Source organism: Burkholderia sp. GW821-FHT14F03 (assembly GCF_058803765.1).
In genome coordinates, this window is sequence record NZ_JBXAPG010000002.1 from 248445 (window position 1) to 261488 (window position 13044).

Consider the following 13044-nt stretch of genomic DNA (forward strand, 5'->3'; position numbering starts at 1 on the left):
GACATCGGCTTTTCATGGCAGCGGCATACACATGCTGAAGTTCGGAATATTCTAGAGATTCCGCCTCCGCCGGCAAGTAAAAAGGTCGTAAAGAGGCGCGCCGAAGCGACGGCCGGAGCGGCGGCGATCCGGGTAAAATGCGCGCGAAACGGCACGAAACGACGACCAACCCGACAGCAGCACCCGAACCCGGCATCCACTGTGACGACTTCCCTCGAACAACTGCAGCGCGGGCAACTCAAAGGCGCCCGGCGACTCAAGCTTGCTTGCGGCCTGACCGAGTTTCCGCGCGAGATATTCGATCTCGCCGAGACGCTGGAAGTGCTCGATCTGTCGGGCAATGCCTTGTCGTCGTTGCCCGACGATTTGCCGCGGCTGAGCCGCCTGCGCATCCTGTTCGCCTCCGACAATCGCTTTACCGTGCTGCCCGAGGTGCTGGGCGACTGCCCGCAACTGGAGATGATCGGCTTCAAGGCGAACCGGATCGACACCGTGCCGGGCGGCGCGTTGCCGCCCGCGTTGCGCTGGTTGATCCTGACCGACAACGCGCTCGACCGGCTGCCTGCCGGGATCGGTCGCTGTGCGCCGTTGCAGAAGCTGATGCTGGCGGGCAACCGCCTGCGCGCATTGCCCGCCGAACTGGCCGCCTGCGAGCGGCTCGAACTCGTGCGGCTCGCGGTGAATCAGCTGGAAGCCCTGCCCGAATGGCTGTTGCGCCTGCCCCGGCTTGCCTGGCTCGCGTATGCGGGCAATCCCTTCTGCGCGGAACAGGAGGCTGCCGCGGCCGCGGACACGACGGTCGCCGAGATCGACTGGAACACGCTGTCGCTCGACGAGAAGCTCGGAGAAGGCGCCTCGGGCATCATCCACCGGGCTGTGTGGCGCACGCCCGAGGGGGGCGCGCAACCGGTAGCCGTGAAGCTGTTCAAGGGGGCGGTGACGAGCGACGGCTTGCCGGACCGCGAGATGGCCGCCTGCCTTCATGCCGGCCCGCACCCGAACCTGATTCCGGTGATCGGCAGGGTAAGCGGCCACCCGGAGGGGGCCCAGGGGCTCGTCATGGCGCTGATCGATCCCGCGTTCGTGAACCTGGCCGGGCCGCCGAGCCTGGCATCGTGCACGCGCGACATCTATGCGCCGGCGCTGCGCCTCGACGCGGCGTCGGCGCTGCGGCTCGCGCACGGCATCGCCTCGGCGGCCTGCCGCTTGCATGCGCGCGGCATCATGCACGGCGACCTCTATGCGCACAACATCCTGCATGGCGGCGCGGGGCCGGTGTTGCTGGGCGACTTCGGCGCGGCGTCGCTGTACGACGTGCACGACGCGGCGCATGCGCAGGCGTTGCAGCGCCTGGAGGTGCGGGCGTTCGGCTGCCTGCTGGAAGAACTGGCGGAGCGCGCCGGCGACGCGGACGAACTCCGCGCGCTCGCGGCGGCCTGCCTCGACATCGAGCCGTCGCGTCGGCCCGGCTTCGCGGATATCGAGGCGACGCTGCGGGCGTCGTTGCGTTGAGCCGCGCGGCGAGGCTCGGGCGCGGCGTCAGCGATCGGCGCCGAGGGCCGCGCGCAGCGTCGTCATGATCCGCAGATACAAGCGCCGCACTTCAGCGCGGTCGGCCACGTCGGCGGTCGAGAAGCGCTGTGCCCAGGCGGCTTGCCACGCATGGCTGCCGTGCCGCGCGCGATCGCCGTCGGGGCTTTCGATGTGCGAGCGGATCTTCGCGTCGAGTCCCGCGCCCGCGTGCGTCTCGAACAGCGCGCGCATGAAGTCCTGATACGCGAGATAGACGCCGTCGTCGAACAGATGGCGGTAGAGATGCAAGGTCTTGTCCAGCTCGCGCTTGGTGCGGATCACCTCGTCGGGGGTGATGTCCTTCCAGTCGCCGACCCAGGTGTAGAAGCACAGCAGCCGGTTGAGCAGCGGCGCGATCCGGTCGTAGATGTCGAGCCGCTTCTCGATCAGCTTCTGGTTGGTCCATTGCACGAGTTCGAGCCGCTTCAGGCGCCGGCTGATCAGCCAGCCGAGCGCGGTGACCGACAGCGGCGTCAGGATGTCGACGGCCAGCCGGACGATCTCGAGCGCACTCCACGACGTTCCCGTTGACGGCGGCATGACGGCTCCCGGTGCGCATGGCGAAGTCGCCAATTTATCACCGGCAGATGCGTTTGCCGTGACGCGGGCGCGGGGCCGGCCGCGCGCGTCGCGCCCGACGCCGCGCGCGCCGTCATGCTACGCTGCGCCCCATGCGACGCCGTTCCGCGCGCGTCCGCGTCGATCCCGTCCTGTCTCCGTGGAAAGCCCGCCATCATGCGCCTGTTCGCGTTGTCCGACCTGCATGTCGATTTCGAGGCCAATGCCCGCTGGGTGGCGGCGCTGTCGCGCAGCGACTACCGGCAGGACGTGCTGATCCTGGCGGGCGATCTGACCGATTCGCTCGCGCAGCTGCAATGGTGCCTGGAGCAGCTTGCGCAGCGTTTCCGCAAGGTGTTCTTCGTGCCGGGCAATCACGATCTGTGGGTCGCGCGCGATGCCGCCTCCGTCACCTCGCTCGACAAGTTCGTGGCGGTGATGCGCGCGGCCGAGGACAGTGGAGCGATGCTGCGCGCCGAGGTGGTCGAGGGCGTCGCGATCGTGCCGCTGCTCGGCTGGTACGACGGCAGCTTCGGGGCGCCGGGTCCGGCGCTGCGCGACGCATGGATGGATTTCCACGCGTGCCGCTGGCCCGAGGGTTGGGCGGATGTCGACATCGCCGACTACTTCCTGGGCCGGAACGTGCTGCCGGAGCGGCTGGGCGGCGACCTGACGCTGTCGTTCTCGCATTTCCTGCCGCGCATCGACGTGATGCCGGCGTACATCCCGCCTGGAAAGCGCATGCTCTACCCGGTGCTGGGCAGTGCGCGGATCGAGCAGCTGGTGCGGGCGATCGGCTCGGATATCCACGTGTACGGCCACAGCCACGTCAATCGCGATGTGCAGATCGACGGCGTGCGCTACGTGAACAATGCGTTCGGCTATCCGCACGAGACGCGGATCACCAGCAAGACGCTGCGCGTCATTCACAGCACGGCTTAGAAGCTGTTGCGAAATTACGGATTAGGTCCGTTACTTTTTCGAGGGGAAAAGTCCCTGACCTGTTTTGCCTGCCAGGAAGCGATGCACAAAGAATTGATAGACGACGAGCCGTGGCTACTCATCGAACCTTTGCAGCCGAAGCAAACGCCGTAGAACCGCCGGTATGCGGGCCGCAAGTCAACGCCAGACCGAGCGGTGCTGACAGGCATCGTATTTGGGCATAGAACATGCGCACTCAGGTTAAAGGCGATGATCGGCAAGCGTCCGTCTTGCCGCCAGCATCAACGCTCTCGACAAAATTGAGAAGCTATTGATCGGCGACGAATGTACCGCTCTTGTAGTGATATATGCGTGTGAGCGGCGCCGGTCTGGTGTAGTTCAACCAGTGAATCTGGAAGCCACCACCATCTTCCGTCCATGTGATCGCAAGGTAGGGGGACTTGTTTCCTGAATCGGTGAACAAATCGATATTCTTGAGGCAGCTCTGTACGAGTGTCGAATACGCTTGTTCTGCCCGATTGCCATTTAGGCGAAGCACATAAAGCGTACCTTCCTCACCTGCTCCACAGTAGCCGATTGGATTGTCGCTGGACGATTGATTGACCACAACCATGACGAATTCCTGACCATCGATCACGGCGGCCTGAGCTGCGGGAAATGTGATACTTGATGACGACATCAATGCACGACGCAGCTCCGCAGGAACGGTAAGCGTCAGTAGCTTGCCATGTCTTGCGTCAGTCATGACCAGCCGGTGCGCTTTTTCCTGCAAAATCGGTCCTGCGCTTAGCTGAACAAACTGCGGTGCCGGCGTTTGTCCGGCCGCGACGGAGTTGAAAGTGCCAACAATCGCTGCACACATCACCACCTTAATTGTTTGACATGTGGTCTGCATAACAGATACCAGAGTAAATCCAAACGTGTTCATCGGAGCGGCCGGACTTCCCTTGCTTGTACGTGTCCTTGTCTCGCTTGTGCAATTCTTCCACAGTCTTGCCTGCGTTTGCGTCCTTCGACATATCCCAGCCAATATTCCCGGTGTCGGGATCGCACATGATCGTCCCGTTCGGCACCCACGCGTTCGATGCTTCGTCCCACCGGTAGTAGACGCTGCCATTCCAGCGAGAGAACGTCGCTCGAATCAGTTGGTCATCAGTATATGGATGTCCCGACAAGTCTCCCTTGGCATACCCCTGCTTTTCCTGATAAAGCTTGATGCCGACTTTGATATTTTCTTTCCAGTTCCAGGCCTGTTCGTAGGTAGGCGCGGGGTTCGTCATCTGCGTCATACCATATCCGTTATCGAATGCGACAACCGGCTCGTTGTCTGCATTTATGAAGTTCTTGTAGTGGCTTTCCCGGTTGATAACGCGATCAAACCCAACAGCATTCTGCTGCGTCTTCAGGAATTCCAGAACGGCATCCTTACTGGGATTGGTACCGACAATAAACACGGTGCGCCTAAATTCCTCAGCCCCTGCGGAAACCTGGACCACTAGCTTCCCGCCCAGGATCTTTCCGTCGAGATCCGCAATCCAGCTCTTGTCATTGCTGGAGAATGAGCCAGTATCCGAAAAGGTTTTGAGCTTCGCGCCGCGTTTCGCGGACTCCCGCGCTCCACTTACTTGGGCATCCCATGTCACGCTCCACTTCCATTGATACGGTGGCGGTTGGTCAGTTTTGAACTCGAACGTCACCACGGGAAATTTTGGCGCTTCATCGATCACGAACTTGTCGCCTGTCGCGGGACGTACCCACTCGCCAACGTCGCTCCGCACCACGGCTTTCACCAGCGACTTTTGATCAGATCCGGTCGTCGACGCATGCTTCACGTGGCGGGGCGCGGTTTTACGCTTCTTCTTTAGTGCTGTCATCGTCGATCTCCTTGTACACCGTGAGCGAAAGCGACTCGGGCTGATCGGTATAGATGTGCTGGGTGAGTCCTTCGGCGTCGCTGAACCCACTCCACGTCTTCCCAGACTCGCTTTCGATTTCATAGCGTGTGTGAGCCAACACCTCCTCACCATTCTCATCGACCAAGCGGAACTGTTCGTGATATCGCAGCGTGTCGCCAGTATGGGGTAAGCCAGGAAGCACATAGCCTCGCGCGGTCGGACCATCGAAACTGTGCGTCGCGCCCTTGATATCAATCTTGCCGGGTGCGTGGATCTGGATATCGCCATTTGCAATACGGATATAGGCGCCACCGGAGTTGAGGTAAATCTCCTGATTGGCATTGGCTTGCGGCCCGCGTATCGGCGGTTCTGCGGCGCTTGCTTCGGCTGCAAAGGTTCGATGAGTGACCACGGCTCGTCGTTTATCAATTCTTTGTGTATCGCTTCGTGGCAGGCAAAGCAGGTCAGGGATTTCCCCCTCGAAAAAGTAATAGACCTAATCCGTAATTTCGCAACAGCTTCGTAGGCGGACGGCCCGCGGCCGGATGACATCCTTGTGATAGCGTTACGCCTTTTCGTCGCTACCTGATTGGAGAAGCATCGATGCTGAAGAATCTCGATCCGCTGTTGAACGCCGACATCCTGCACGCGCTGCGTGCGATGGGGCACGGCGACGATCTCGTGATCTGCGACGCCAATTTCCCGGCCGAGGCGGTGGCGCGCGGCACCGTGGTCGGCAAGCCGTTGCGGCTCGACGGCGCGGATACCGCGCGCGTGGTGCGCGCCGTGCTGTCGGTGATGCCGCTCGATACGTTCGTGGACGCGCCCGCCGCGCGCATGGAAGTGGTGGGGCATCCCGACGACGTTCCGCCCGTGCAGCGCGAGGCGCAGGTGGAGATCGACCGTGCGGAAGGGCGTGCGGTGCCGCTCGTCGGCGTCGAGCGTTTTGCGTTCTACGAGCGCGCGAAGCACGCGTATGCGGTGATCGTGACGGGCGAGGGGCGCGGGTATGGCTGCTTCCTGTTCAAGAAAGGGGTGTTGCTGCAGCCGGCGGAGTGAGGAGGCGGCCGTGATGACCGACGTCCCGACCTGGGATCAACTCGAAGCTTTCGCTCGCGAGGCGCTGGGCAGGCCGCTGTTCGGCGGGGCGTTGACGCTGACGCCGGACAGCCGGCTCGAAGAGGACTTGCGGCTGACGGGTGTCGATGCGGTCGAGTTCATCGACGGATGGGCCGAGACGTTCGGCGTCGCGGCGCAAGGCTTCCCGTACAACCGATACTTCGGCCCGGACAGCTGGGATGTCGTCGGATCGGTGCTCGGCGTATTTTCGAAGCGGCACCGCGCGCCGCCGCGCGTCCCGCTGACGCTCGGCATGCTGGCCGAGGCCATGCGCCGCGGCCGCTGGGATACGGCCGAGATCGAAGCGGCGGCAGGCGGCGCCCATTCCTGAGCGCGATGCTGCGCTGCCCCGCCCTTAGCGTCCCGCCCGATCCTTCCACCCGCGCGAACCTCCCCTGGCCCGCTCCCGCTTGACGACACAGTAAGGTGATCGAAGCAGCGCGACCGATGCCGCGCCGGGCGCTTAACGCGCTGAATTTGCTCGATAACTTCGCTCGACCGCGCCGCGCCGGCCGCCACTCGCAACTTTTTGCTACAACCTTTTTCTTGGAGCCCTGCCCGAGACCTCCTATTCTGGCGGATTGACCATGCAGGTCACGCGCCTGCATCGCTAATTCATCAGGAGGTGAGACATGACGCGTTCCGTCGATTCCGGCGTCATCTTGATCGGGCGGCTGCTGCTCGCCACGCTGTTCCTCTGGGGCGGGGCGATGAAGCTGCTCGGATACGCCGAGTTCGTCGGCTATCTGCGCGGCCTGGGCGTGCCCTTCCTTCAGGTGACCGCGCCCGCCGTGGTCGCGATCGAATCGCTGGGCGCGCTGCTGCTGATCGTCGGCTACCGCGTGAAGCCGCTGGCGCTCGCGCTCGCGGCCTACACGATCGCGACCGCGATGATCGGCCACAACTTCTGGGACGCGACGGATGCCGCCGTTCAGCACGACATGGTGATCCACTTCTGGAAGAACGTTGCGATCGCCGGCGGCTTCCTGCTGCTGTACGTGACGGGCGCGGGGGCGATCAGCATCGACGGCCTGCGCCGTCCGCAGTCCTACGGCCTGTTGCGCTGAGTGAGCGCGCGGCCCGCGCGGGCCGCGGGCCGCACGACCGACGCCGCCTCACGGCGCGCATTCGACGCGCCGCACATACCAGTCCGCGCGCGGCTCCGCCTCGACCTGCGCGCCGCCGCCGGGTACCGACGTGCCGAGCAGCACGAATTGCCAGCAGCGATGCGCGACCTCGTCGGTCAGCCGCACGGGTTGATCCGGTTCGACGCGCAGCGGCGCGTCATGCATCAGCAGATACACGAAGCCCCGCTTGATCCGGCCGACCTGCGTGCCCGGCAGCAGCGTGGCGTGTTCGCCGCCGCCCGCGGTGAGACGCAGCCACGGTGCATCGTCGTGGGTGTCGCGCAGCGTCACGACCCGCATCGGGCCGGCCGGATGCGTGATCGACCACGCGGCCGCATATTGCGGATCGAGCCGTTTCGGCAGGCGCGCCGGCCACGGTGCGATCCGCACCGGCCTGGCGCCGAGGCGGAACTGCAGCGCGCCGTCCGCGTCGAGCCGGAAGTCGCGCACCAGCGTCTCGGCCGTCGCGCCGGACGCGCGCGGCGTGACCCCCTCGATCACGAGCGGCGCGGCGGCGCCCGCCGCCGGCCCCGCCAGCGCGAGTGCGAGCGCCGCCGCCGCACGCAAGCATGCGGCGCGCATCGTCATTGCGCGCTCGCCTGCCGCAGACGCTCGAGCACGGCGACCGGCGGCGCTTCCTCGACCTGGATCTGGCTGCGCTTGATGAGCGGCGGCTGATACCCGCCGACGCCGTAGCTTTGCGCGATCCCGACCAGGTTGTAGTTCTTGCCCGTCACCAGCGCCAGATGCGCCCAGTCGTCGAAGTCATGCAGCCGCGCGTAGATCGTGCGTCCGAAATTGTCGCTCTGCCCGGTCAACGACAAGGCGTACGGCGCCGCCTGCTTCACGCCGTCGAGGTTCCAGTCGCCGAACGCGGTGGGACTCGTGCCCGCGCCGCGCCCGACATACGCCGCCTCGCTGAGCGCGCCTTCGTCGAGGTTCGCGCTGCTGCCGTCGGAGTAGTCGATCCGGAAGCTGTCCTGAGTCGGACCGTGCGGCACGACCGCGGCCGGATACTTGTACGCGACGAAGGTGGCATTGGGCGTGCGGGTGTCGGGCACCACGATGCCTTTCCAGTCGTTCTGATAGTAGTAATAACGTTCGACCGCATCGGTTCCGGTGCCGTCGGTGGGCACGCCCGACAGCTGGTACAGGTAGTTCATGATGCTCAGGTAGTTCGGCTTGTAGTTGACCGCCAGCTCGTCGCCGCCGTGTCGCAGGCCGAGGCTGTGGCCGAACTCGTGCATCAGGGTCGCTGCCTGGAAGTTCACGCGCATCGTCTCGCCGGCGGGGCTCAGCTTGTCGCCGAGGAAGCCTTTCAGCGTCACGAGCACCTTGTTGCCGGGCAGTTCGGAGACGCCCGACGAGCCTTCGCTGCCGTCCGTGTTCTGCGACGACGCGAACAGGCCGTAGCGGAAGAACGCGCGCCGGCGCGGATCGACCGACTGGCTGTAGTACTCGTAGAGCGACTTGCAGCCCGCGCCGACGGTCGGCCGAGTGATCTGCGCGCACGCGTTGAACGTGCGCTGATGGCTCGTGCCGTCGAGGTTGTAGTGCGCGGGATCGACCTTGGGCGAGAAGCGCGTGCCGGCGTCGAAGTGCACCGCGATGCGATGCGGCGCGAACGCGTCGACCATCTTCGCGAGCGCCGCCGCCTGCAACTGGCGCGCCGGGTCCTGGGTGGCCGCGCGGGCGTCGTCGCCCATGTAGTCGACCTGGATGAACATGTCCTTCTGGCCCGGACGCGCGCCCATCGCATAGAGATCGAGGCCGGCGTAGGTGCCGCCCGGCGTTTTCGCGGTGTCGGGGATGCCGTCGTGGTCGCTGTCGACGACGCCCGCCGCGACGTCGTTCGGGCCGCCGGGCGTCGGGAAGTCGACGAGGGTCCAGTCGGTGCGGCTGCGGGTGGCGGCGAACTGGGCGCTGAGCCGGACGATCGATTGATCGTGGGTGTCGAGCGGATCGAGCGACTGGTTGCCGACATAGGTGGCGGGCGGCGTCGCGAAGGCCGGCACGTTCGCGCCGACCCAGAAGTTCGCGGTGAGCGGCGCGGTGTTGCTCGACCCGAAGCGCACGAAGTCCACGGTGCGGGCCGGCTGCTTCGCGGTCTTGGCCGCCTGCAGCTCGACGAAGCCGCCGCTGTTGTTCCAGTACGGCAGATAGACGCCGCTCGCATCGAGCACGTACACGGCCTTGCTCTTGTCGATCGCGGTGGCGTTCTTCAGGTACGGCGACTTGCGGCCGGCGATCACCACGTAGCCGTTCGCCGGAATCACGAGGTCGGGCAGCGCATAGTTGACCGACGCGCTGACCGACGACGGATCCGCGAGCTTGATGCCGCCCGTGCGCAGGACGTAGCCCTTGAGGTTCACGGCGACGTTCTGCTGGTTGTACAGCTCGACCCACGCGACGCTGTTCGACGCGGTGCCCGCGTCGTAGTCCTTGTCCTGGCGGAAGTTGCCCGCGACTTCGCTGATGTAGAGGCCGTCGGGGGCGGCGGCCGCGCGGCCGGCCATCACCGAGGCTTGCGCGGCGGCGCTCGCGCCGGCATTGGCGGAGGCGGACGGCGCGGGGCTGTCGTCGCCGCCGCAGGCGGTGAGTGCGAGCGCCGCGAACAGCGGAGACAGTTTCAGGAGCGTGCGTGGCAACGCCATGCGCTTGCGGAGGTGGCCCATCGTATCCCTCGATTGGATTGTGATTGATCCGGGCGGCGCAGGATTGAGTGTTGTTTACCGCCCGAAACTAAAAACGTGGAACGCACAGCACATCGGTACGGCTTGTTGAATAGCGTAATTACATAGTTGTTCGAAATGAATAGAACGCGCGACGACCGTCGTGAGACAGGTGCGGCTTGTCTGACTCCGGGTAGCGGGGTGCGACCAGCGACGTGACACCGATGATGAATATACGGTGTAATTTTTCGTAATGGAACAGCGGACAATAATAATTTTGGCGGCGGGCGCGGGGAGACGCGGCCGATATGGCGGATGGAGTGAGGATTGCGGGGAAGGCGGGAGTCGCGCGGATAAACAGGATGCTATGACCTGCTAAACATGCGTGAGGGTGGCGGGATGGCGTGGTGGTTCAAGCAGGCGTGCGGGCACGCCGCGCAGGTCGGATGGGGCGCACGGCGCACGGACAGGAGCGGGCGGATTGACGCCGCGCCCGGACGGCCTTCGGCCGCCCGCCGGCTCAGCCGGCGTAACCCATCACGTCGCCGTCGACCGCGAGCGCGATCCGTTCGCCCGGCGACGGGCAGCGATAGCCGGGCACGCGCACGCGCAGCCGGACCTCCGGATCGTCGACGAGCTGCGCGAACACGAGGGCATCCTGGCCGCCGAACGAGGTGTCGAGCACAAGCGCCTCGCGCCATTGCGCGGCGTCGTCGCGCGGCGCGTGCGCGGGCTGCACGCGGATCTGCTCGGGCCGCAGCATCGCGTCGGCGGGGCCGTCGTGCAGCGGGACGTGCAGCGGCAGGCTGCCGAGCGCGCAGTCGATGCGGCCGTGGCGCGCGCTGCCGCGCAGCAGCACCGCGTCGCCGACGAACGAGGCAAGCTCGCGCGTGGCCGGCTGCCGATACAAGGTTTCGGGGCGCGCGGTCTGCAACAGCCGCCCGCGCCACAGCACCGCGACTTCGTCGCCGAGCGACAGCGCCTCCGGCTGGTCGTGCGTGACGAGCACCGCGGTCGCGTTCGCGGCCGCGAGCGCATCGACCACGGCCGCGCGGGTCTCGACGCGCAGCGACGTATCGAGCGACGAGAACGGTTCGTCGAGGATCACGACCGACGGCGCGGGCGCGAGCGCACGCGCCAGGGCGACGCGCTGCTGCTGGCCGCCCGACAGCTGCTGCGGCGCGCGCCGCGCGCAGTCGGCGGGCAGGCCGACCATTTCGAGCAGCTCGACGACGCGATGCTGCGCGCGGCGCTGCGTGCGCGGCAGCCCGAACGTGATGTTGTCGGCGACCGACAGATGCGGGAACAGCGCGCCTTCCTGCGGCACGTAGCCGATGCGCCGGGCTTCGGGCGCCACGTGCAGGTCCGGCCCGGCGACGCGCCGTCCGTCGATGTCGACGGTGCCTTGCTCGGCGCGCTCGAAGCCGCACAGGATGCGCAGCAGCGTGGTCTTGCCGCTGCCGGACGGGCCGAGCAGCGCGAGCAGCGCGCCGCGCCGCACGGTCAGGTCGATGCCGTGCAGCACCGGATGGCCGTCGAACGACTTGTGTACGCCGTGGATGCGAATTTCACTCATGATGGAAACCGGAAACGGGGCGTCAATCGCCGCGCGCGGCCGTGGCGCGCACCGACGAGCGGCCGAGCAGCACGAACAGCAGCGCGGAGCCGGCGAGCGACAGCGCGACGAGGAGCGCGGCATAGGGGGCGGCGGCCGCGAACGCGAGCGTCGAGGTGTCGCTCCACACCTGGGTGGCGAGCGTGTGGGTGCCGATCGGGGAAAGCAGCAGGGTCGCGTTGAGTTCGGTGACGACCGAGATGAACACCATCGTCGCGGCCGCGCCGAGCCCGGGGCCGGCGAGCGGCACCAGGACGCGCCACGCGGTCTGCGCCCACGACAGCCCGAGCGAGCGCGCGGTTTCTTCGAGGCGCGCCTGCGCCTGCGCGATGGCCGCGCGCACGCTGACGAGCGCGAGCGGCAGGAACAGGATCGCGTACGCGACGATCAGCATCGGCGCGCTCTGGTAGAGCGGCTGCAGGAAGCGTACCGTGAGCGACACGATGGCGAGCGCGATCACGAGGCCGGGCATGCCCTGCGCGGTGAACACGATGCGTTCGAGCACGGTCGCGATGCGGCTCGGATAGCGGACCAGCACGAACGCGAGCGGCAGCGCGACGACGGTGGTGAGCGCGGCGGCCGTGAGCCCGAGGCCGGCCGAGGCGACGGTCGCGTCCCACAGCAGCTGCGGCGATACATCGGCCGGCGTCACGGCGGCGGCGCCCTGCTGGGTGAGCCAGTAGCCGATCATCGCGAGCGGCACGCCGAGCGTCGCGACGGCGAGCGCCGCGTAGCCGGCGACCGCGAGCCAGCGCCACGCGCCCAGTTCGTAGCGCACGGCGGCGCGGCGGGCGCCGCGATGCGTGAGGTCGTAGCGCGCGCGGCCGCGCACGCGGAATTCGAGCACGAGACAGACGAGGCACAGCAGGATCAGCAGGCAGCCGAGCAGCGATGCGCCGCCGCCGTCGAATTCGATGCGGTACTCGGCGTAGATCTCGGTCGTGAAGGTGCGAAAGCGCAGCAGCGTGAACGCGCCGAACTCGGACAGCACGCCGAGCGCGACGAGCAGCATGCCGCCGAGCAGCGCGGGGCGCAGCTGCGGCAGCACGACGCGCAGGAAGATCTGGCGCGGATTGCAGCCGAGCGTGCGCGCGCTCTCTTCCAGCGCCGGATCGAGGCCGCGCAGCGCGGCGGCGACGGGCAGGTAGACGAGCGGGAAGTAGGACGACGCGAGCACGAGCAGCGCGCCGAGGAAGTCCTGCAGGTCGAGGCTCAGCGAGACCCAGGCGTAGCTCGTGATGAACGGCGGCACGGCGAGCGGCGCCGCCGCGAGCGCGGCCCACAGGGTCCGGCCGGGCAGGTGCGTGCGCTCGACGAACCAGGCGGCCGCGGTGCCGAGCACGGCGCAGACGAGCGTGGTCGCGAGCGTGATCAGCAGCGTGTTGGCGAGCAGCTCGGCGACGAGCGGCCGGAACAGCAGCTCGGCCGCGTCGTCGGCGCCGAGGCCCGCCGCGCGATAGACGGTGAACGCGATCGGCAGCAGCACCGCGAGCGGCCCGAGCAGGGCCGCCGCGACGAGGCCGCGGGGGGGGGGTTGGGGGGGG

13 protein-coding genes and 1 pseudogene are annotated in these 13044 nt (G+C 66.6%); 6 read left to right on the forward strand and 8 right to left on the reverse strand.

Annotated elements, in window-relative coordinates; all coding sequences use genetic code 11:
• The first annotated feature begins 201 nt into the window (after positions 1-201).
• Positions 202-1512 (forward strand): leucine-rich repeat-containing protein kinase family protein, encoded by a 1311-nt coding sequence (locus AC1RQF_RS02625; RefSeq protein ID WP_492871254.1) that lies wholly within the window; start codon positions 202-204, stop codon positions 1510-1512.
• Positions 1513-1539: 27 nt separating this feature from the next.
• Here the strand turns inward: AC1RQF_RS02625 and AC1RQF_RS02630 are convergent, their stop codons facing one another.
• Positions 1540-2112 (reverse strand): hypothetical protein, encoded by a 573-nt coding sequence (locus tag AC1RQF_RS02630; RefSeq protein ID WP_492871255.1) that lies wholly within the window; start codon positions 2110-2112, stop codon positions 1540-1542.
• Between the two features lie 195 nt (positions 2113-2307).
• Here AC1RQF_RS02630 and AC1RQF_RS02635 point away from each other — a divergent pair, with 195 nt between their 5' ends.
• Together AC1RQF_RS02635 and AC1RQF_RS02640 are read left to right on the forward strand one after the other, a co-directional pair.
• Entirely contained in the window at positions 2308-3072 is a 765-nt protein-coding gene (locus AC1RQF_RS02635; protein ID WP_492871256.1) for a metallophosphoesterase family protein, read from the forward strand.
• Between the two features lie 81 nt (positions 3073-3153).
• Positions 3154-3288 (forward strand): annotated as a pseudogene (locus AC1RQF_RS02640) (IS5/IS1182 family transposase); the annotation flags it as partial.
• A 91-nt stretch (positions 3289-3379) separates the two neighbouring features.
• Here the strand turns inward: AC1RQF_RS02640 and AC1RQF_RS02645 are convergent.
• The 3 genes from AC1RQF_RS02645 to AC1RQF_RS02655 are packed head-to-tail and all read right to left on the reverse strand — an operon-like array spanning position 3380 to position 5379.
• Entirely contained in the window at positions 3380-4000 is a 621-nt protein-coding gene (locus AC1RQF_RS02645; RefSeq protein ID WP_492871266.1) for a hypothetical protein, read from the reverse strand.
• Positions 3942-4946, reverse strand: coding sequence for a hypothetical protein (locus AC1RQF_RS02650; RefSeq protein ID WP_273997514.1), 1005 nt, complete (start codon positions 4944-4946; stop codon positions 3942-3944). Before AC1RQF_RS02650 ends, AC1RQF_RS02645 begins: the two co-directional genes overlap by 59 nt.
• Positions 4921-5379: a DUF2345 domain-containing protein gene (locus AC1RQF_RS02655; RefSeq protein WP_492871257.1), complete on the reverse strand. Its 459-nt coding sequence runs from the start codon at positions 5377-5379 to the stop codon at positions 4921-4923. The genes AC1RQF_RS02650 and AC1RQF_RS02655 overlap by 26 nt, the downstream gene beginning before the upstream one ends.
• Positions 5380-5570: 191 nt before the next feature.
• On the opposite strand from AC1RQF_RS02655, the gene AC1RQF_RS02660 reads away from it, so the two are divergent.
• From AC1RQF_RS02660 to AC1RQF_RS02670, 3 genes are all read left to right on the forward strand, one after another.
• The gene (locus AC1RQF_RS02660; RefSeq protein WP_273997516.1) at positions 5571-6026 is read left to right on the forward strand and encodes an RbsD/FucU family protein; all 456 of its coding nucleotides are present in this window, start codon (positions 5571-5573) and stop codon (positions 6024-6026) included.
• Between the two features lie 13 nt (positions 6027-6039).
• Complete coding sequence (locus AC1RQF_RS02665) at positions 6040-6417, forward strand: DUF1493 family protein (RefSeq protein WP_492871259.1); 378 nt, start codon at positions 6040-6042, stop codon at positions 6415-6417.
• A gap of 301 nt (positions 6418-6718) precedes the next feature.
• The gene (locus tag AC1RQF_RS02670) at positions 6719-7153 is read left to right on the forward strand and encodes a DoxX family protein (protein ID WP_492871260.1); all 435 of its coding nucleotides are present in this window, start codon (positions 6719-6721) and stop codon (positions 7151-7153) included.
• A gap of 48 nt (positions 7154-7201) precedes the next feature.
• Here the strand turns inward: AC1RQF_RS02670 and AC1RQF_RS02675 are convergent, their stop codons facing one another.
• The 4 genes from AC1RQF_RS02675 to AC1RQF_RS02690 all read right to left on the reverse strand — a co-directional run.
• The gene (locus AC1RQF_RS02675) at positions 7202-7801 is read right to left on the reverse strand and encodes a hypothetical protein (protein ID WP_273997518.1); all 600 of its coding nucleotides are present in this window, start codon (positions 7799-7801) and stop codon (positions 7202-7204) included.
• Positions 7798-9888: a hypothetical protein gene (locus AC1RQF_RS02680; RefSeq protein ID WP_273997520.1), complete on the reverse strand. Its 2091-nt coding sequence runs from the start codon at positions 9886-9888 to the stop codon at positions 7798-7800. The genes AC1RQF_RS02675 and AC1RQF_RS02680 overlap by 4 nt, the downstream gene beginning before the upstream one ends.
• 517 nt (positions 9889-10405) lie before the next feature.
• Complete coding sequence (locus tag AC1RQF_RS02685) at positions 10406-11461, reverse strand: ABC transporter ATP-binding protein (protein ID WP_492871261.1); 1056 nt, start codon at positions 11459-11461, stop codon at positions 10406-10408.
• Positions 11462-11483: 22 nt separating this feature from the next.
• Positions 11484-13044, reverse strand: a 1561-nt coding sequence (locus tag AC1RQF_RS02690; protein WP_492871262.1) for an ABC transporter permease, incomplete at its 5' end; no start/stop codon positions are given.

Coding starts and splice junctions, on each gene's coding strand:
- AC1RQF_RS02630 (WP_492871255.1), bottom strand. CDS start 2,112: ATGCCGCCGTCAACGGGAACGTCGTGGAGTGCGCTCGAGATCGTCCGG.
- AC1RQF_RS02635 (WP_492871256.1), top strand. CDS start 2,308: ATGCGCCTGTTCGCGTTGTCCGACCTGCATGTCGATTTCGAGGCCAAT.
- AC1RQF_RS02645 (WP_492871266.1), bottom strand. CDS start 4,000: ATGAACACGTTTGGATTTACTCTGGTATCTGTTATGCAGACCACATGT.
- AC1RQF_RS02650 (WP_273997514.1), bottom strand. CDS start 4,946: ATGACAGCACTAAAGAAGAAGCGTAAAACCGCGCCCCGCCACGTGAAG.
- AC1RQF_RS02660 (WP_273997516.1), top strand. CDS start 5,571: ATGCTGAAGAATCTCGATCCGCTGTTGAACGCCGACATCCTGCACGCG.
- AC1RQF_RS02665 (WP_492871259.1), top strand. CDS start 6,040: ATGACCGACGTCCCGACCTGGGATCAACTCGAAGCTTTCGCTCGCGAG.
- AC1RQF_RS02670 (WP_492871260.1), top strand. CDS start 6,719: ATGACGCGTTCCGTCGATTCCGGCGTCATCTTGATCGGGCGGCTGCTG.
- AC1RQF_RS02675 (WP_273997518.1), bottom strand. CDS start 7,801: ATGACGATGCGCGCCGCATGCTTGCGTGCGGCGGCGGCGCTCGCACTC.
- AC1RQF_RS02680 (WP_273997520.1), bottom strand. CDS start 9,888: ATGGGCCACCTCCGCAAGCGCATGGCGTTGCCACGCACGCTCCTGAAA.
- AC1RQF_RS02685 (WP_492871261.1), bottom strand. CDS start 11,461: ATGAGTGAAATTCGCATCCACGGCGTACACAAGTCGTTCGACGGCCAT.